Genomic DNA, 20,053 nt, shown 5'->3' with positions numbered 1-20,053 from the left:
TCTAAGCGGAGAAGAGCCACTTAGCTAAGGCATTCATGACGCCAGAATACCCGACTTGTTGAGATTCGTCGTATTGCCCTACCGCCTTCAACGCTTCTTTTTTTGCTTGTGTCTCACGCTTGAGACGCGCAACGGCAGCCACTTTCTCTGGTGACGGTTTATGTTGAGTTAGCTGACTATTCAATTGGTTAACTTGCTTGTTAAGCTGCTTGGAGTCATGTTGCAAAGTGGTTAATTCCGCATCCAAGTTCGAAGCTTGATATTGCATCACAAAATAACTACTGAGAAGCAGCACACTGATGATCGCCCAACTCGCAACAACATTCGCGAGAGTAAAATACTCTTTTTGAGGCTTTAGATGTTCGGGGTAAAGGTTAACGTTAAAATCATTTTTCTCTGCCGCAAGTTGAACCAGCAAACTTTCTGAATTTTCACGTTCCTTGTCCACTAATAAAGAAACGCTCGAACTTAACGTATCGTTTAGGACGCTTTGCAGTTCGGCTTCATCCTCTTCATCACAGCAAATTTTGAGCTGATGAAGTTGAGTGCCTTTAATTTGAGAGGAAAGGTAATCAATTGAACGCTGTAACTCTAACGCTAAGCCATCAAGCTGTAAGGCACTTGAAGCCACTCCAGTTAATGGTGGAACCACACTTCGAATCGTTCTTTGGAAACAAACCGTATGCTCAACAAAAGCACCTAATTTAAAGTGTGCGTTCTGACTACGTTGAAGAAGAATAAAGTTAGACAGTTCACCCGCACTGTAGCCCCAGATTTCATCTTCAGGGACAACACCTTTGAGCTCAACCTGTACCGAATTGGTCACATTAAGGAGCTTATCTAATAACTTCTTAGGCAAAACATAAACTTGCAGTTTGTTCGAGGTCGGTAATGCCACCGCGCTCGCGGTAATATCCGTCACTCGCTCAGAAACAAGATCTTTCAATAAGAATGGCAGCGCAACCGACCATTCGTTCTCTGGAATATCCGGCTTATCTATTTGGTAAGTTTGGTAATAATTGGCACATACGATCAGCTGAAGGCTGCTACTAGTAAACGCCTCACTATTGAGAGACTGTTTCAGCGCGCTTTCCCAATCCCCATTAACCAATGAGATACGAGTAATTTGAGGGGATTGCTCTGTCGGTGAAATGTAAATGGCATCATTGCCCAACATAACAACTTGAGCGCTGCCTTTATTACTCGTTGGCCTTACCTTGTCTAAAATCGCTTTGAAATTCATGCTTAACTACTACTCTTACGCCATCGATTTCTTCGACCGACTTTTACTACGGATTCGGTTTTTACTGCCTTTTCGCCTTGATGAGGCAAAGGAATGATTTGTTGCTCTTCTTCAAAATATCGCCCTTGATAACCATTGATCCCTAACTCTATCAAGGTGTTCTTTTCTTGCTTTGTCTCAACCCCAACAGCAATCACTTGGGTTGGTGAATCACCACAAGCCCCAATCAAGCTACGAACAAACAGTTGGTTCTCATGTCTTTGGTCTATTTTCTTAATTAGACTTCGATGAAGCTTAATATAATTGACCTTTAAATCTTTTATATAGTGAGTGCTAACAATGGTTCGCCCTGCTTGGCCAACAATCACTGTACACCCTAACCCCGATAACATCTTTGCCACCGGTCTCATATAATCTAAATGAGCAATCAAATGCCCTTCAGGAAATTCAAATGCAAGCAGAGAACGATGCAAGGCAGAGAGCTGTAACAACTCACTTCTAAACCATTTAAAATGCTGCTTATTAGCAAATGGAGTCACATTCAAATTAATCGAATAGTGTATCGGTTGAGTGGATTCTTTCACCAACTTCAACATCACCTTCAGAACCGATTGATCCATTTGAGCTTGATAACCGACTTGCTCGACAGCCGGCATAAACCGAGATGATTTCAATAAACCTTTTTCAGGGTCCTGAATTCTAGTGAATATTTCTCTATGTAATTCATTAGCTTGACCAGATTCCGGCATAAGGTAACATCGCTGAGCAAAGATTACTAAATTTTCTGGAAGCAAAGCTTTATCAAGTAATGTTCTCCAACGAACACTGCCGCGATCAAGCTCATTTTTATTTGATTTAGGGTAGCGGCTCCAGTTATTGATCCGTTCCAACTGAGCACTTTTTAGCGCGGTTTCCGTTTCATCCATGATCTGACTATGACGCTCACCTTCGGTGTACATGGTCACACCAATATGGCACCAGTTATCCGATTCCAGAGGTTCCGGCGGGGTTAACTTATCTAACTGCCTTAAGCATTGAGCCGCCAACGTCGCAATATCCTTTGCTCCCTGATGTGGGATAAATACCGCGAAGTCCGCTTCGTAATAACGAGAGAAAATAACATCGGGATAACGCTGAACAATATTCGACAATACTTCACCGACTTCAATAATAAAGCCATCGGTGATTTGCTTATCGTTCACATCACGAACCTGATCCCATTCATCAATACGTATCAGTAAAACGCCGCCCCGAGCACCGCTTTCATGCAATGCCGATTCGAGCTTGTTATCAAATAGAACGCGATTCGCTGTACCAGTCAGTTTGTCTAAGAAGGTATGGGTACGAATAAAGGTATCAAAACGGCTTCTTTCTTGACGAGCATCTTGCAACTCTTCAATTAACACATCGAGCGCTTCACTTGCGGTATAAGGCCATTCTCGCTCATCCCCTTTCGCATGAGCTTCAACTTGCCCAGCAAGAAGCATTCTTCCTCGCTCCTCCAGCATTTCTGACCCCATCAACTGCTCTTTGAGCCATCGAACACCACGGGCTAAACAGAAAATAATGAGAGCAACCGCTAGAGTAATTGACCACATGGCTTCAAGCGAATAGCTATAGCCTATATAAGGAGGAAGCGCTTTAAACTCGATTCGATAACCTTCATTGCGCTCAAGGACAAAGCTTTTTTCATAAAGTCGATTAGGATCAATCTGAGGAGAGGTATCTTTGAAGCGATACACAATGCCGGTTTTGTTCGAGAGTTTCATCTCAACAATATTGCTCGCCTGCAACATCTTAGGCATCCAACGCTGCATTGAATACGCGGCGTCAGGATCTTCCATCTCTTTATCAACAACGTCGACAATACCCACCAAATAATGGTCTAAATATTCTTGCCCGATGCGCTTAAAAGAAAGTGTCCCGCCGATAAAAAGGATGAACATCGCGCTGATCACACTCACGGTGACAAAGGCGACTAAGCGAGTGCTCAATTTTAGTGTGGGGGTATATCTCATGAATAACGAAATCCTTTTCAACTCACATTATACCGTATTGCTACTTATACTATAAATTGAGGTTGTAAATAAAGCGTTAAGAATTCTAGGTAACAAAAAGCCGCGATAAACGCGGCTTTTTCCAATTTAATACTGTCTTTATAATATATTAAAAACAGGGCTTAAAATGGGATGTCATCATCAAAATCCATTGGTGGCTCATTATATTGAGGTTGAGCCTGCTGTGGAGCTTGTTGTTGAGGTGCTTTCGGCTGCTGTTGAGCTGGAGCACTGTATTGTTGCTGCTGTTGTTGTGGCTGCTGTGGCTGACCCCAACCACCTTGCTGTTGGTTGTTGTTACCCATACCACCTTGAGCAGGAGCACCACCTTGAGCACGGCCACCAAGCATTTGCATTACACCGTTGAAGCCTTGAACAACCACTTCTGTTGTGTAACGGTCTTGACCGCTTTGATCTTGCCATTTACGAGTTTGAAGTTGACCTTCAATGTAAACTTGAGAACCTTTACGTAGGTACTCACCAGCAACTTCCGCCAGCTTGCCAAACAGAGCAACACGGTGCCATTCTGTTTTTTCACGCTGTTCGCCAGTTGCTTTGTCACGCCATGACTCTGACGTTGCAATGGTAATGTTCGCTACTGCGCCGCCATTTGGCATGTAACGAATTTCAGGGTCATTACCTAGGTTACCCACTAATATAACTTTGTTAACTCCACGGCTAGCCATGATTTGCTCCGTCTAAATTCATAGTCTCAGAAAATTTTAGCGCACAAGAATAGCATGCTTTTCTGCAGTGATAAATCGCATTCCTATTCTCGCCTCACTACAAAGAATAAAAACGTAACAAATCATGATATTCAGATCGATGTTGCTTTTTTCTCCACTTACAAACCTCTCATTTACTTTCCAAGTTGATATTCAACGCAAGTCACAAGAAACGCTCTAGAGAAGCGAAAGCATGCATGACAACGTGAAATCTAATCCCAATTCAACAAGGAGTTTCAATGAGAAAGTCTCGATATGCTCGCACTTTGCATTTTATCTGTATCGATCCGAGTAACACCTATTTGCATGTTAAAGAGATAGAAAAATTTTTATCTCTAACCCTTTTCAAGATGACACCAGATGATCTGATGTTATTTGATCGCAAGCAGAGTAACCGAATTTTGCTCGTTGATTACAAAGAGGTACCTCAATTAACGAACCTCCATCCAAATCTACCCGTGATGTGGAAAAATCATGAGATCATTCTATTCAACGTTCCCAAGGCACTCCCTACATCGGAGTTGATTACGTTTGGCGTATTAAAAGGTCTGTTTTACAACACTGAAGAGAAAGCCAAAATAGCTAAGGGACTTGAAGAGGTGATCAATGGAGACAATTGGCTACCTAGAAAAGTGGCAAGCCAGTTGTTGTTCTACTACCGAAACATCGTGAGCACCAATACAACCCCCACCAATGTCGACTTAACCATTAGAGAGCTGCAAGTGATTCGTTGTCTTCAATCAGGTTCATCAAACACCCAGATAGCCGATGACTTGTTTATTAGCGAGTTCACAGTCAAATCTCATCTTTATCAAATATTTCGTAAGCTGGCCGTTAAAAATCGAGTCCAAGCTATTGCATGGGCAAACCAGAACCTGCTTGCATAATTGATCGGCCTCTTAAACTGACGATAATTTTGAGGAAAACTCTAGTGAACCATACGGATTGTTGCTGAATTTTTGACATTACTTATGCTAGAGTTGCCCTCAGAAATATCAACCACTCAGGTTGAATCCATAATTATTATAGATAAAGGGTCTTATCATGATCAAAAAGTGCCTTTTCCCGGCAGCTGGCTACGGTACTCGCTTCTTACCTGCAACCAAGTCAATGCCGAAAGAAATGATGCCCGTTGTAAACAAACCTCTAATTGAATACGGCGTTGAAGAAGCAATTGAAGCCGGCATGGATGGAATGTGCATTGTAACTGGCCGTGGTAAGCATTCATTGATGGACCACTTTGATAAGAACTACGAGCTCGAGCACCAGATCAGCGGCACCAATAAAGAAGACTTGCTGATCAATATTCGTGAGACGATTGAAGCAGCAAACTTCACCTACATTCGTCAACGCGAAATGAAAGGTCTAGGTCATGCTATCTTGACGGGTCGCGAGCTTGTGGGTGATGAACCTTTTGCAGTAGTGCTTGCTGATGACCTTTGTGTGAACGAGCAGCAAGGCGTTCTGGCTCAAATGGTTGCGCTATACAAACAGTTCCGTTGCTCAATCGTTGCAGTACAAGAAGTGCCTGAAAACGAAACACACAAATACGGTGTTATCTCGGGCGAGATGATCAAAGACGATCTTTTCCGTGTCGATGACATGGTAGAAAAGCCAGAACCAGGTACTGCCCCAAGCAATCTAGCGATCATTGGCCGTTACATTCTGACTCCAGATATCTTTGAGCTTATCGAGCAGACTGAACCAGGTAAAGGTGGTGAAATCCAGATCACTGATGCATTGCTAAAACAAGCAAAAGCAGGCTGTGTGTTGGCTTATAAATTTAAAGGCCAACGTTTTGACTGCGGTAGTGTTGAAGGCTATATCGAAGCAACAAACTACTGCTTTGAAAACCTATACAAAAAAGACCAACAACAAATCGAGCTAGGTAAACACTCAACAACAAAAGAAGCTTAATCGCTAATTTTGGCTTACTCGCTGTTTAGCTATTGAGCTGTTTAACTATTTAGTTATTTAACTAATAGCAATGAGCGGTTGGTTAGCAGCACATTAAACGATTCCAAGGGTGACTCGAAAAAGTCGCCCTTTTTTATTACTGTTTTTTTATCCAGTAAAACTTTGCACAAATCTCACTCTATGTAATACTTTAGCCACTTAAAATTACATGGTCTGTTGAGATGGATAAAATAGAAATTAGAGGCGCTCGTACGCATAACCTCAAAGACATTAACCTAACCATACCTCGTGATAAGCTGACAGTTATCACTGGATTATCAGGGTCAGGAAAGTCGTCACTTGCGTTTGATACCCTCTACGCAGAAGGTCAACGTCGTTATGTTGAGTCTTTGTCGGCCTATGCTCGTCAATTTCTATCTCTCATGGAAAAGCCTGATGTCGACCACATTGAAGGTTTATCTCCAGCCATCTCCATAGAACAAAAATCAACCTCTCATAACCCTCGTTCAACGGTTGGCACCATCACTGAAGTCTATGATTACCTAAGACTCCTTTATGCTCGTGTCGGCGAACCGCGCTGTCCTGATCACAATATCCCTCTTGCCGCGCAAACTATCAGCCAAATGGTCGATAAAGTCTTAGAACTGCCGGCTGGTTCAAAGATGATGCTGTTGGCTCCGATAGTCAAAGAACGTAAAGGTGAGCATGTTAAAACGCTTGAGAACTTAGCTGCTCAAGGCTTTATCCGTGCCCGTATTGATGGTGAGACCTGTGATTTATCCGATCCACCCGCATTGGAACTGCACAAGAAGCACACCATTGAAGTTGTCGTTGATCGCTTTAAGGTCCGCCCAGATCTTCAACAGCGTTTAGCTGAATCGTTTGAGACAACATTAGAGCTCTCTGGCGGTATCGCTGTCGTCGGTTGGATGGATGATACAGAGCAAGAAGAGATCGTATTCTCTGCAAACTTCGCTTGTCCAAAGTGTGGTTACAGCATGCAAGAGCTTGAGCCTCGCCTATTCTCATTCAACAACCCGGCTGGTGCTTGTGGTACGTGTGATGGTCTTGGCGTTCAACAGTATTTTGACCCAAGCAGAGTGATCTTGGATGAGAACCTAAGTATTGCTGAAGGTGCGATTAAAGGCTGGGACCAGAAAAATTATTACTATTTCCAAATGCTGACATCGCTGTCAGATCATTATGGTTTTGACCTCTATGCGCCATTTAATTCTCTACCAAAGAAAACTCAAGAGATCATCCTCAAGGGTTCTGGTAGAACTGAAGTTGAATTCAAATACATCAATGATCGTGGTGATATCCGAGTCAAGCGTCACCCATTTGAAGGTATTTTAAATACGCTAGAGCGCCGTTACCGAGATACTGAATCTAGCGCGGTACGTGAAGATCTTGCCAAGTACATATCAACGAAATCGTGCTCTAGCTGTGATGGCACACGTTTAAGATTAGAAGCTCGAAATGTCTTCATTGGCGATACCACACTGCCAGAAATCGTTCAGCTCAGTATTGCTGATGCGCTAGAGTTTTTCCAAAACTTGTCGCTCAGCGGCCAGCGTGGACAGATTGCCGATAAAGTGATGAAAGAGATCAATGATCGTCTGCATTTCTTGGTGAACGTTGGTTTGAATTACCTGAACCTATCACGCAGTGCAGAAACACTGTCTGGTGGTGAAGCGCAAAGGATTCGTCTAGCAAGTCAAATTGGTGCTGGTTTAGTTGGTGTTATGTATGTGCTGGATGAGCCATCGATTGGCCTCCACCAGCGTGATAATGAGCGTCTACTGCAAACTCTGGTTCACCTAAGAGACTTAGGAAATACCGTGCTTGTTGTTGAACATGATGAAGATGCGATTCGTTGCGCTGACCATGTTATCGATATCGGCCCAGGTGCGGGGGTTCATGGTGGTCACGTGGTCGCTGAAGGCACCATGCAAGATATCATCGAAAACCCGAACTCTTTGACAGGGCAATACCTGAGCGGCGCCAAAGAAATTGCGATACCAAAACAAAGAACGCCTATCGACAAGAAAAAGGTGGTCGAGATCGTTGGCGCGACTGGGAACAACCTAAAGAATGTCACCGCGACGATCCCTGTAGGCTTGTTCAGCTGTATTACGGGTGTATCGGGGTCAGGTAAATCTACACTAATCAATGACACCTTCTTTAAAGTTGCCCACACTCAATTGAACGGTGCAACCACTGCAGTTCCGGCAAAGCACAAAAAGATAAAAGGCTTAGAGCATTTCGACAAAGTGATCGATATTGACCAAAGCCCTATCGGTCGCACACCAAGATCAAACCCTGCAACCTACACTGGTATTTTTACTCCAATTCGAGAGTTATTTGCAGGTACACAAGAATCACGTTCTCGTGGCTACAAGCCAGGCCGATTCAGCTTTAACGTTCGTGGTGGTCGCTGTGAAGCGTGTCAGGGGGACGGTGTCATCAAAGTGGAGATGCACTTCTTACCAGATGTGTATGTACCGTGTGATGTGTGTAAAGGTAAGCGTTATAACCGTGAAACTCTAGAGGTTCGCTACAAAGGTAAAACCATTGACGAAGTTCTAGAGATGACAGTGGAAGATGCTCGTGAATACTTCAACCCAGTGCCTGTTATTGCTCGTAAGCTGCAAACCCTAATGGACGTTGGCCTTTCCTACATTCGCCTCGGGCAAGCGGCAACAACCTTGTCTGGCGGTGAAGCACAACGTGTTAAGTTAGCAAGAGAGTTATCTAAACGAGACACGGGGAAAACCTTATACATTCTCGATGAGCCAACAACAGGCCTACATTTCCACGATATCCAGCAACTGTTAACGGTACTGCATAGATTACGTGATCACGGTAATACGGTTGTCGTGATTGAGCATAACCTAGACGTCGTCAAAACCGCGGACTGGATCCTAGATCTTGGCCCTGAAGGTGGTCAAGGAGGCGGTGAAATTGTTGCAGAAGGTACACCTGAAGATGTGGCGTTAGTCGAAGGTTCGCACACTGCTCGCTTCCTTAAGCCTATGTTAAATTTGAAGTAGGTGTAAAATAGCTCCCTGCGAGCAGACAGAAAAATGTTAAAGTAACAGAGCTTGTTTCAGAAGGAACAAGCTCTGTTTTTATAAGGTTAGGGATTTATGGCAACAATACATACTAGCGGTACCCAGCTAGAAAATCAGAGAACTCAGCTTCCGCTTAACAAGGCATTCCTTGCCTCTTTAGCTGTTGTATTCTTATTAGCCATGCATTTTTTCATGCCTAACCCTGGAGGCTCTGGCCTCGCTTTATCCTTTAATCCAACCACTTGGTTAGCTCTTAGCTTTACGTTAGCGATTGGCTTCTACCAGCTTGCCACTAACCGAGTACTCAAATATTCCAAGTTAACCGTTGGCTTGCTAATAAGCTGCGTGATACTGACGCTGCCCATTCTTTACAGCAACGCCTCTCCTCAAGCCGCATCAGGCCGACTACTAGGATTGTGGGCGGGCTTCGCTTTATTCGTGGTGCTTCAGCAATTTAAATTCAGTAACAAACACAAACAACGCATGTTGTGGTTCATTGTTCTTGCTGTCGTTCTACAAGCACTTTTTGGTTATGTGCAATATTTCTTACTGGAACCTGGCAACCTATTTGGTTACAACACTGCGGCCAATCGACCTTATGGGATATTCCAACAACCGAATGTTATGGCCAGCTTTTTAGCGACAGGGTTTGTGCTTTCAGCTTATCTTTTAGCAAGACAGCCAGCTAAATATAATCACAAAATTAGCGAGTCATTCTTACTATACCTAACACCAACCTTAACCGTACCTTTACTGATCATCATCGCATCACGTACCGGATGGTTGGCTGCCGTAATCGGGTTTGTGTGCATTCTGCCTTACCTATACAAGTTCTCGACTAAGAAACGCTTTTACGGATGGTGCGCATCAGTGCTAGTCGGTATCGTCGTCGCTTTTTCGGTGATCAGCCTTAATGCAACTGATAGTTTCGCCAGTAAAAAAGCAAACTTAGAAAGCCCACGAGCCTATACCTTCCCACAAGCGCTCGATATGATGATCGAAAAGCCATTTACCGGTTATGGCTACGGAAAGTTCGAATCCGAATACACGCTATACACGGCTCGCCAGCATCAACTTAACTCAAATTATCATCCCGGCCTTCCTTCAATGGATCACCCACACAATGAGTTCCTGTTTTGGGGAGTAGAAGGTGGAATTGTACCAATTATCGGTATATTGATTGCTGCGGTGTTGGTGATGTCACGCATAGCTAACTCAGCGAAAGGAACACGTCTAGCACTGCTTGCGCTGTTCATACCGATACTCTTACACTCTCAGCTTGAGTATCCTTTTTACCACTCGGCGATTCACTGGATAACCTTTATCATTTTGATTTACTGGGTCGATCAACGGACTTCTCGCCACTATCAGCAGCCGTTTAGCATCATCAGTAAAACCCTATTCAGAGTGTCGAGCTTGGTTGTTCCTATCTTGGTGAGTTTTTACATGCTGAGTGCTTTACACACCAATTATGTTCTCACTAAATTTGAACTGTCTAAGCCGAAAAACCCGGACATTCTTAAGCAGGTAACGAACCCTGTAGTATGGAAAGATCGCTATGATTGGGACGTGTACAGTACCTATCTCAATATCGGACTCTACAAAGCTGATCCTAGCCTGATCCAACCTTATATAGATTGGTCGTTAGAGATCATAAAGAGTAAGCCAAGGCCTGCTTTCTACAGCAACCTTATTCTTGCGTATCAAGGATTGGGCGATCATAGCAAGGCAGAACAAATTCGTAGTGAAGCGAGCTTCTTGTTCCCAAATAGAGACTTTTCCAAGGTTCAATATAAGAAAATATCGGAAGCTGAAAACAACATCTCTTCAGCTAAATGATGCCAAGGAGTCTAGAGTTAATTCACCATATTTACGTTTAGTCTAGACACAAAAAAGCGCACGATCTCTCGTGCGCTTTTCTTTTGAACTTGAGTTTATTACCGCTATTTTAAAACGTCTTGCAACGCTTTTAAGCACAAAGCGACATTCTCTTTTCGAGCGCCATAACCCATTAAACCAATACGCCAAGCCTTCCCAGCTAAAGAGCCAAGGCCTGCACCGATTTCAAGATTATACTCTTCTAACAGCTGCGTTCTTATTTTGGCTTCGTCAATCCCTTCAGGGAAGTAAAGCGCATTCAATTGAGGTAGGCGACTCTCTTCATCAACCACAAATTCCAACCCCAAAGCTTCTACGCCAGCTTTCAGTTCTTGGTGCATCGCATAGTGACGTGACCAAGCGTTGTCTAGACCTTCATTTTTCAATAAAACCAACGACTCATGCAAAGCATATAAGCTGTTCACCGGCGCCGTGTGGTGATAACTACGCTTACCTTCGCCACTCCAATAACCTAATACCAAGCTCTGATCTAAGAACCAGCTTTGTACTGGTGATTGACGCGCCTTCATCTTCTCAACCGCACGTTGAGAGAAAGTCACTGGAGACAGTCCAGGTACGCAAGATAGACACTTTTGGCTGCCGGAATAAACCGCATCGAGTTGCCATTCATCAACCAACAATGGTACACCGCCTAATGATGTCACCGCATCCACAATCGATAATGCATCAAACTGACGAGCGACTGCTGAAATAGCTTGAGCATCCGATAACGCGCCAGTAGACGTTTCTGCATGCACAAATGCGACAGCAACAGCATCAGGGGTTTCTGCCAATGCCTTTTCTACCTTTTCAACAGAAACGGGTTTGCCCCACTCGTCATCAACAAGGATCGCTTCACCACCACAACGCACAACATTCTCTCGCATACGTTCACCGAAGACACCGTTGCGACAAACAATCACCTTCTCGCCAGGCTCAATCAAGTTAACAAAACAGGTTTCCATCCCCGCACTGCCTGGTGCAGAAACAGCAATCGTAAATTCATTCTCTGTTTGGAATGCATACTTAAGAAGTTGTTTCAGTTCATCCATCATCGCGATAAATAACGGGTCGAGGTGACCAATGGTTGGACGGCTCAAGGCCTGTAGAACTTGAGGCGAAATGTCTGAAGGCCCCGGTCCCATTAACGTTCGGTGCGGTGGATAAAAGCTATCGATAGCAGTAGTGAGTGTTAAATTAGACATGTACATCCCTTACGTTAATGTTGTGAACAATCCACCCTAAAGCAAATTGATTACCTCAGCAATTAGCCATAAGTATTGAGGTCACACCAGTGTCACATAATTGTTAAAATTATTTTTTAAATATCTCCAGTTACGGATTGACATTGTTACCGCAAACACGTTCAATGAAATGGCTATCTAGCAGAAGAGGAGCACTGCCCAGGCAGATGTTTTGTGGAACCGCATTTCCAATACAAAACATTAAGGGGGAGCAGTGCCGAGATAATAAAAGGATGCCGGACCTTTATTATCGGTTGAGCGGGCTGAATCCCGGCAACTGTCGCCATTTCTATATGGTGAGGAGCTTCTGAGGTTACTATTCTAATAATTCCTCTCTTTTTGCTCTAAATACTCTCTTCGAAAAACATCGGACGTTGGATTACCCAACCGTAATTTTATTTTAGGAAGTCGTGGGAGATATATCGTGAGTGCATCTAATGTAGCTGGTTCTTTTAATGTCGCTAAGTTTGGTGGAACAAGTGTTGCCAACTTTGAAGCAATGAGCCGTTGTGCTGCCATTATTGAAAATAACTCGAATACTAAACTGGTCGTGAGCAGCGCGTGCTCAGGCGTCACTAATCTGCTTGTTGAACTCGCAAATGGTGTTCAAGATAAAACTCGTCGCCAAGAACTAGTCACACAATTAACCGACATTCATAATACGATTCTTGCTCAGTTAGCCGATCCGAGCAGTATCGAGAAAGAAGTTCATAGTATTCTCGATGATATTGCGAGTGCAGCCGAAGCCGCATCATTTCAAGTAAGCACAAAGCTGACTGACCACCTTGTCGCATGTGGCGAACTGATGTCGACACATATCCTCGCTCAAATCATTCGCGAACGTGGCACACCAGCGGTTCGTTTTGATATTCGAGAAGTGATGCGCACCAATGATGACTTCGGTAAAGCAGAACCACAACTGGAAGATATTGCTGCCCTTGCACAGCAGAAACTGATTCCACTTTGCGAAGAACAAGTTGTCGTTACCCAAGGTTTTATCGGTGCCGATAGCGAAGGTAACACCACAACATTAGGTCGTGGCGGCAGTGATTATTCAGCTGCACTGATTGCTGAGTCGGTACAAGCAATTGGTTTAGAAATCTGGACTGATGTTCCGGGCATCTACACCACAGATCCACGCATCGCACCGAAAGCATCTCCTATCCCAGAGATCAGCTTCAGTGAAGCATCTGAGATGGCAAATTTTGGCGCGAAGATATTACACCCTTCGACTCTAGTTCCTGCACTACGCCATCAAATCCCGGTTTTTGTCGGCTCATCAAAAGCACCAGAGCTCGGTGGAACATGGATTCGCCAACAGGTTGAAAGCTCTCCTCTGTTCAGAGCGCTTGCCCTGCGCTGCAATCAAACCATGGTTACACTTCGCAGCGCCAACATGTTCCATGCTTATGGCTTTTTGGCGAAGGTATTCGAGATCCTGGCTAAACATAAGATCTCGGTCGACCTAATTACGACCTCAGAGATCAGTGTCTCACTGACACTCGATCAAACGGATACCTCTGGTGGTGCCCCTGAGTTACCAGAAGCCGCTCGCATTGAGCTTGAGGAGCTGTGTTCTGTAGATATTGAACACGACCTATGCCTTGTTGCTCTTATTGGTAATAACATGAGTGAAAGCAAGGGCTATGCGAAACAAGTATTCGGCACTCTTGAAGACTTCAACCTACGCATGATTTGTTACGGCGCAAGCCCACATAACCTGTGCTTCTTGCTAGATGAATCTGTGTCTAAGCTAGCGATTCAAAAGCTTCACCAGGAGCTCTTTGAATAAAAAGACGGTTGATAGATTAGTTTAAAATCACCAAACTACAGATACAAAAAGGGTTGCTATTAAGCAACCCTTTCTCTTTTTTGCTTTACGAATCAAAGCTCGTCATAGCCTAAAAGCTAGTTAATGTTTGGACCTAACCACTTCTCAGCTTCCAACATATCCCAGCCCTTACGATCAGCATAGCTGTCCACTTGATCTTGTTGAATCTGCGCAATTGCAAAGTATCTAGCATCAGGATGTGAGAAATACATACCAGACACTGAAGCACCAGGCCACATCGCGTAGCTCGTCGTTAGTGACATGTCGATCGCTTTTTCAACGTCCATCAACTCCCACAACGTACCTTTTTCGGTATGTTCAGGACAGGCAGGGTAACCCGGAGCAGGACGAATACCTTGGTACTTCTCGCGAATCAAGTCGTCGTTAGACAAATCTTCATCTGGCGAGTAGCCCCAAATGTCCTTTCTCACTTCTTTATGCAGGTATTCAGCGAACGCTTCAGCCAATCGGTCAGCAACCGCCTGAATCATAATCGCGTTGTAGTCATCACCGTTGGCTTTGTATTCATCAGCAAGCTCTCGCTCACCGATACCACCAGTCACCGCAAAGCCACCAATCCAGTCCGCTTTACCGCTATCTTTCGGCGCAATGTAATCAGACAAACAGTAGTTGAAACCTTTTGGCTTCTCGGTTTGCTGACGAAGGTTGTGTAAAACCTTTAACACTTCAGTACGAGATTCATCTGTATACACTTCGATATCATCACCAACGCTGTTGGCAGGGAACATCGCACACATCCCACGAGCTTCAAGTAACTTCTCTTTCTGTACTCGATCCAATAAATCATTCGCATCTTTGAATAAGCGTTTCGCTTCCTCGCCCACTTCTTCATGATCAAGAATTGCAGGGTACTTTCCGACTAGCGACCATGTCATAAAGAATGGAGTCCAGTCGATGTACTGACGTAACGTCGCGACATCAAAATCATTGAAGATGTGCACTCCCGGCTTAGCGGGTACTGGTGGCGTATAACTTCTCCAATCAATCGCTACTTTATTAGCACGAGCGCGTTCAAGCGTAACAGGCTTAGTGCGTGGTTTTTTACGATTATGCTGATCTCGCACGCGGTCGTAATCAATATCCAACTTCTCAACAAAGGCGGGCTTCAATTCTTTAGATAGCAATGAAGTACACACACCCACCGCACGTGAAGCATTGTTGACGTAGACAACAGGCTCAGAGTAGTTCTGTTCAATCTTAACGGCTGTATGCGCTTTAGATGTGGTTGCTCCACCGATCAGAAGAGGCAGCTTAAAGCCTTGTCTTTCCATTTCTTTAGCAACATGCACCATCTCATCCAGTGAAGGAGTAATCAGCCCAGAGAGGCCAATAATGTCGACATTCTCTTCTTTAGCGACCTTAAGGATTTTCTCACATGAAACCATCACGCCTAAATCAATAATTTCGTAGTTATTACACTGCAAGACAACACCCACAATGTTTTTACCAATATCGTGAACATCGCCTTTTACGGTCGCAAGTAAGATTTTTCCGTTAGTCGCACCAACGTCTTTGGTTGCATTAATAAATGGTTCTAGATGGGCTACCGCTTGCTTCATAACACGTGCAGATTTAACTACTTGAGGAAGGAACATCTTACCTTCACCAAAGAGGTCACCAACCACGTTCATGCCATCCATTAATGGACCTTCAATCACCTCGATAGGACGAGAAGCATTAACACGAGCTTCTTCGGTATCTTCAACAATAAAGTCGGTAATACCTTTCACTAAAGAGTGTTCTAAGCGCTTTTCTACTGGCCAAGTACGCCACTCTAAAGCAGATTTATCTTCAACTTTCCCCACTGCACGCTCTAGATATTCAGTCGCGATATCTAGCAAGCGCTCAGTTGAATCGTCTCTGCGGTTTAGAACCACATCTTCAACGGCTTCACGCAAGTCCTCTGGGACATTATCGTAAATCTCTAATTGCCCGGCATTTACGATACCCATATCCATACCGTTTTTAAAACAGTGGTATAGGAATACTGCGTGGATAGCCTCACGAACGTAGTTATTACCTCGGAATGAGAACGACACATTCGATACACCACCAGAGATCATCGCGTGAGGGAGATCGCGTTTGATATCTCCTACTGCTTCAATGAAATCGACCGCATAGTTGTTATGCTCATCAATACCCGTCGCAACCGCAAAAATATTCGGGTCAAAAATAATATCTTCTGGTGGGAAACCTACCTCATCAACAAGAATATTGTAGGCATTAGTACAAATCTCAACCTTACGCTCTCGAGTATCAGCTTGGCCAACTTCATCGAACGCCATCACGATAACGGCTGCACCATATCGGCGAACCAGTTTCGCTTGTTCGACAAACTTCTCTTTCCCTTCCTTCAATGAGATAGAGTTAACGATGCCTTTACCCTGAATACATTTCAGACCCGCTTCAATAACTTCCCATTTTGAAGAGTCGACCATGACTGGCACTTTCGAGATTTCAGGCTCAGATGCGCATAGATTAAGGAATTTAACCATACACGCCTCAGCGTCTAGCATCCCTTCATCCATGTTGATATCGATGATCTGAGCACCGTTCTCAACTTGCTCTCGAGCCACACTCAAAGCTTCATCATAGAGTTCTTCTTTGATAAGGCGTTTAAAGCGAGCAGAGCCGGTAACGTTAGTTCGCTCACCCACGTTAACAAACAGAGATTCCTTAGAAATCGTCAATGGTTCTAGGCCAGAGAGACGACAAGAGACGGGTAAATCTGGTAGTTGGCGCGGTGTTACGCCTTCAACAGCTTCCGCCATTTGGCGTATATGTTCTGGTGTCGTACCACAACAACCACCAATTAGGTTCAAGAAACCACTTTCAGCCCATTCCTTAACGTGTTCAGCCATATCTTCTGGAGAAAGGTCATACTCACCAAATGCGTTAGGTAAACCCGCGTTAGGGTGAGCGGAAACATGACACTCGGAGATACGAGACATCTCACCGACATATTCGCGCAGTTCATCGGGGCCTAATGCACAGTTCAAACCGAATGAGATTGGTTTTACATGACGAAGGGCGTTATAGAATGCTTCCGTCGTTTGTCCGGAAAGCGTTCGACCAGATGCATCGGTGATAGTACCCGAAATCATAACTGGTAAAGTGATACCCATTTCTTCAAAGACTGATTCAACGGCAAAAGAACACGCCTTCGCGTTGAGTGTATCGAAGATAGTCTCGATAAGAATTAGGTCTGACCCGCCTTTGATAAGAGCACGCGTCGACTCAGAATAAGCCACAACAAGTTCATCAAAACTCACATTACGATAGCCCGGATCATTAACATCTGGGGAGAGAGAACAAGTTCGGTTAGTTGGACCTAAAACACCCGCCACGAAACGAGGTTTCTCAGGGGTCTTCGCTGTCCATTCATCTGCCGCTTCACGAGCTAGTTTAGCAGCAGCATAGTTAATTTCTTCGCTAAGACTCTCCATATCGTAGTCGGCCATAGCAATGGTTGTTGCATTAAAGGTATTGGTTTCGAGGATATCTGCACCCGCTTCCAAATACTCCGTGTGGATACCTTTGATAAGCTTAGGCTGTGTAAGTACCAAAAGGTCATTGTTACCTTTTAAGTCACTATGCCAATCAGCAAAGCGCTCACCACGATAGTCCTGCTCTTCCAATTTATAATCCTGAATCATGGTACCCATGCCACCATCAATCAGTAAAATTCGTTGCTTTAACAGAGCCTCAATCTTTTGCCTTACATTACTTCCCACGGTACAGCCTCATTCCTTTAATTATCCCTCCATCCTATCACACATTAAAAAGGAGTCTAGACGTCTAAAAAAGGAAATTGATTACTAAGCTATGACAAAAAGTGTTTGCTATTTGAGCATGAGACAACGAAAATTAATTTTCATACTTTGTTACATATTGGAATCCCAATGTCGGTCTATTACACCTTATGCTTCTTGTCCGCTGCAGCCATGCTTATTGCTTTCGTGAATACCAAAATTGGTAAAATGCAGACAACCATCGCCATAACAGCAGGCTCAATGATGCTATCTCTATTGATTATCATTGCGGGACAAAACAATTGGTTCCAATTGGCAGACATCGCCTCAGAGACCGTTGCCAGTATCAACTTTGAAGATTTCCTCCTGAAAGGAATACTAGGTTTCTTACTCTTCGCGGGCGGCTTGGGGATTAAGCTACCAAACTTAAAAGATCAAAAGTGGGAAATAACTGTACTCGCATTAGGTGCAACACTATTTTCAACCTTCTTTATTGGATTTGTGCTCTATGGATTTTGTCAGTTCATCGGCATTCAATTTGATCTGATTTATTGCTTACTGTTTGGGTCTCTAATATCTCCAACCGATCCAATTGCCGTGTTAGCAATAGTAAAGAAACTCGATGCTCCTAAACGAATATCTACTCAAATCGAAGGTGAGTCGTTATTCAATGATGGTTTTGGCTTAGTTATCTTCGTAACACTATTTACCATTGCATTTGGTACCGAGGCACCAACCGTTGGTAGTGTGACAATGCTATTTGTCCAAGAGGCTATTGGCGGTATCGTCTATGGCTTTGCTTTAGGTTTGATATTCCACTATCTAATCAGCAACACCGATGACCACTCTATGGAGCTACTGCTAACCATCGGTATTCCAACCGCTGGTTATGCTTTTGCAGAGGTTCTACATGTATCAGGACCGTTAGCAATGGTGGTATCTGGAATCATGATTGGTAACTGGACACGCTTTATCGGCTTCTCTAAGGAAAGTGAGGATCACCTAGACCATTTCTGGGAACTGATAGACGAATTCTTAAATGGCGTACTATTCTTATTGATTGGTATGTCTATGCTGCTATTCAAATTCCACCAAGAAGACTGGATCTTAATGGCGTTCGCAGTACCTCTAGTGCTAAGCGCACGCTACCTAAGTGTTTTCTTGTCTTATATCGGATTCAAACGCTTTAGAACTTACAACCCTTGGTCAATCAAGATCCTGACTTGGGGCGGTTTGCGTGGTGGCTTAGCTCTAGCGATGGCTCTTTCAATCCCTTCAGGCATTTGGGTTATCGAAGACAAATCAATCGATGTTAAAGAGATTATCCTTGTCATGACATACGCTGTTGTTGTGTTCTCAATATTAGTTCAAGGTTCGACAATTACTCCAATGATAGAAAAAGCGAAACAAGCTGAGAAAGAATTGGATTAACACCTAGATAGATAAACGAAGGTCGCTTAGTTTAGCGACCTTTTTTGTACCTGCCTCCATCGACAGCAACCTCTCTCTACCATACAAGTTGCTCCCCTTATCTCTGACCACCACTTTAGTCATGATCGTTATCTTCAGTCATGACTGTTTGTCGTATCTGAAGCACTCAAGATAACCAAGCAAGCAACCACTAGTTTCAATACGTTCGAGAGATGAGGAACACAAAGCATTTATGGAGATAAGATAAACAAAGAGACATAGCGATATTTAGCCCATTAGGCTTAATAGCTGTATTTCTACATGACTTTCTATTCGAATTAAGCCTTGAGAGCATAACAAAATGTAGAAAGAGAACCGCGATCGAAGAGGCATTCTGATTAGAGTCAAAGCTTTGTACACTAACGTCCTAGAACCGAAACTTATCTATAGAACAACTGATGCTGCAGTAAGGAAGAGAACCCAAATAACAGTACTGGTTCTAATCAATTTTAGAAGAGAACTAAATAGAGATATTTCATACTAATATCGCAAGATAGAACTTGAGCAATTGACGAGTATGAGTGATGTAAGACTGGCAGAAAACAAAAGGCTCTAGCCTTTCTACTGGGACACGCAGTCTAGAGTCTTAAATATGGCAGAGGTGGGCTGAGCCGGTACTCCGGAGATTAGACCAAGCTGGCAAGCCAGAAGGACACTTAGCTCTCCCAACATTGCTTCGCAGAAGCAACGGACGTAAAAAGCCCCAGCATTTCTGCTGAGGCTTTTTATATGGCAGAAATAGAGGTTTAGACCACAACATGCGCTGTTTTGGTAAGTCGGGGAATCCGCTGCTCTGCTAATGGTGTATTATAAGATTCATAAAGCAAAAAGGCTCTAGCAT

At 43.8% G+C, this 20,053-nt stretch carries 11 protein-coding genes and 1 riboswitch; of the genes, 6 read left to right on the top strand and 5 right to left on the bottom strand.

What is annotated here, in order from left to right; genetic code table 11:
* Nucleotide 1: 1 nt before the first annotated feature.
* The 3 genes from BCT49_RS14625 to BCT49_RS14615 all read right to left on the bottom strand — a co-directional run bounded on the left by BCT49_RS14625 (nucleotide 2) and on the right by BCT49_RS14615 (nucleotide 3,986).
* Entirely contained in the window at nucleotides 2-1,243 is a 1,242-nt protein-coding gene (locus BCT49_RS14625) for an MSHA biogenesis protein MshI (RefSeq protein ID WP_102436143.1), read from the bottom strand.
* A gap of 2 nt (nucleotides 1,244-1,245) precedes the next feature.
* On the bottom strand, nucleotides 1,246-3,261 hold the full coding sequence (gene csrD, locus BCT49_RS14620; RefSeq protein WP_102436141.1) for an RNase E specificity factor CsrD: 2,016 nt from the start codon (nucleotides 3,259-3,261) through the stop codon (nucleotides 1,246-1,248).
* A gap of 161 nt (nucleotides 3,262-3,422) precedes the next feature.
* Entirely contained in the window at nucleotides 3,423-3,986 is a 564-nt protein-coding gene (locus BCT49_RS14615; protein WP_102436139.1) for a single-stranded DNA-binding protein, read from the bottom strand.
* Nucleotides 3,987-4,264: 278 nt separating this feature from the next.
* Between BCT49_RS14615 and BCT49_RS14610 the strand changes: the two genes are divergently transcribed.
* From BCT49_RS14610 to BCT49_RS14595, 4 genes are all read left to right on the top strand, one after another.
* A complete protein-coding gene (locus tag BCT49_RS14610; protein ID WP_065105522.1) occupies nucleotides 4,265-4,912 on the top strand; it encodes a LuxR C-terminal-related transcriptional regulator in 648 nt (215 codons plus the stop codon).
* A gap of 157 nt (nucleotides 4,913-5,069) precedes the next feature.
* Complete coding sequence (gene galU, locus BCT49_RS14605; protein WP_004735975.1) at nucleotides 5,070-5,942, top strand: UTP--glucose-1-phosphate uridylyltransferase GalU; 873 nt, start codon at nucleotides 5,070-5,072, stop codon at nucleotides 5,940-5,942.
* Nucleotides 5,943-6,163: 221 nt separating this feature from the next.
* A complete protein-coding gene (uvrA, locus tag BCT49_RS14600; protein WP_102436137.1) occupies nucleotides 6,164-8,995 on the top strand; it encodes an excinuclease ABC subunit UvrA in 2,832 nt (943 codons plus the stop codon).
* Nucleotides 8,996-9,091: 96 nt separating this feature from the next.
* Complete coding sequence (locus BCT49_RS14595; RefSeq protein WP_102436135.1) at nucleotides 9,092-10,855, top strand: PglL family O-oligosaccharyltransferase; 1,764 nt, start codon at nucleotides 9,092-9,094, stop codon at nucleotides 10,853-10,855.
* A gap of 104 nt (nucleotides 10,856-10,959) precedes the next feature.
* Here the strand turns inward: BCT49_RS14595 and BCT49_RS14590 are convergent, their stop codons facing one another.
* Nucleotides 10,960-12,099 (bottom strand): pyridoxal-phosphate-dependent aminotransferase family protein, encoded by a 1,140-nt coding sequence (locus tag BCT49_RS14590; protein WP_102436133.1) that lies wholly within the window; start codon nucleotides 12,097-12,099, stop codon nucleotides 10,960-10,962.
* A gap of 176 nt (nucleotides 12,100-12,275) precedes the next feature.
* A riboswitch (Lysine riboswitch) is annotated at nucleotides 12,276-12,453 on the top strand.
* A gap of 109 nt (nucleotides 12,454-12,562) precedes the next feature.
* On the opposite strand from BCT49_RS14590, the gene lysC reads away from it, so the two are divergent.
* On the top strand, nucleotides 12,563-13,930 hold the full coding sequence (lysC, locus tag BCT49_RS14585) for a lysine-sensitive aspartokinase 3 (RefSeq protein WP_102436131.1): 1,368 nt from the start codon (nucleotides 12,563-12,565) through the stop codon (nucleotides 13,928-13,930).
* Nucleotides 13,931-14,046: 116 nt separating this feature from the next.
* On the opposite strand, the gene metH is transcribed toward lysC, so the two are convergent.
* Complete coding sequence (gene metH, locus BCT49_RS14580) at nucleotides 14,047-17,724, bottom strand: methionine synthase (protein ID WP_102436129.1); 3,678 nt, start codon at nucleotides 17,722-17,724, stop codon at nucleotides 14,047-14,049.
* Nucleotides 17,725-17,892: 168 nt separating this feature from the next.
* Between metH and BCT49_RS14575 the strand changes: the two genes are divergently transcribed.
* Nucleotides 17,893-19,173 carry a cation:proton antiporter gene (locus BCT49_RS14575; protein WP_102436127.1) on the top strand — a complete coding sequence of 427 codons (1,281 nt, stop codon included), beginning with the start codon at nucleotides 17,893-17,895 and terminating at the stop codon, nucleotides 19,171-19,173.
* The last annotated feature ends 880 nt before the right edge of the window (nucleotides 19,174-20,053 follow it).

This window comes from Vibrio lentus (assembly GCF_002875945.1).
Lineage (GTDB): Bacteria > Pseudomonadota > Gammaproteobacteria > Enterobacterales > Vibrionaceae > Vibrio > Vibrio apostichopi.
Note: the sequence above shows the minus strand (reverse complement) of the source record. Positions and strands in the feature narration are given on the sequence as shown.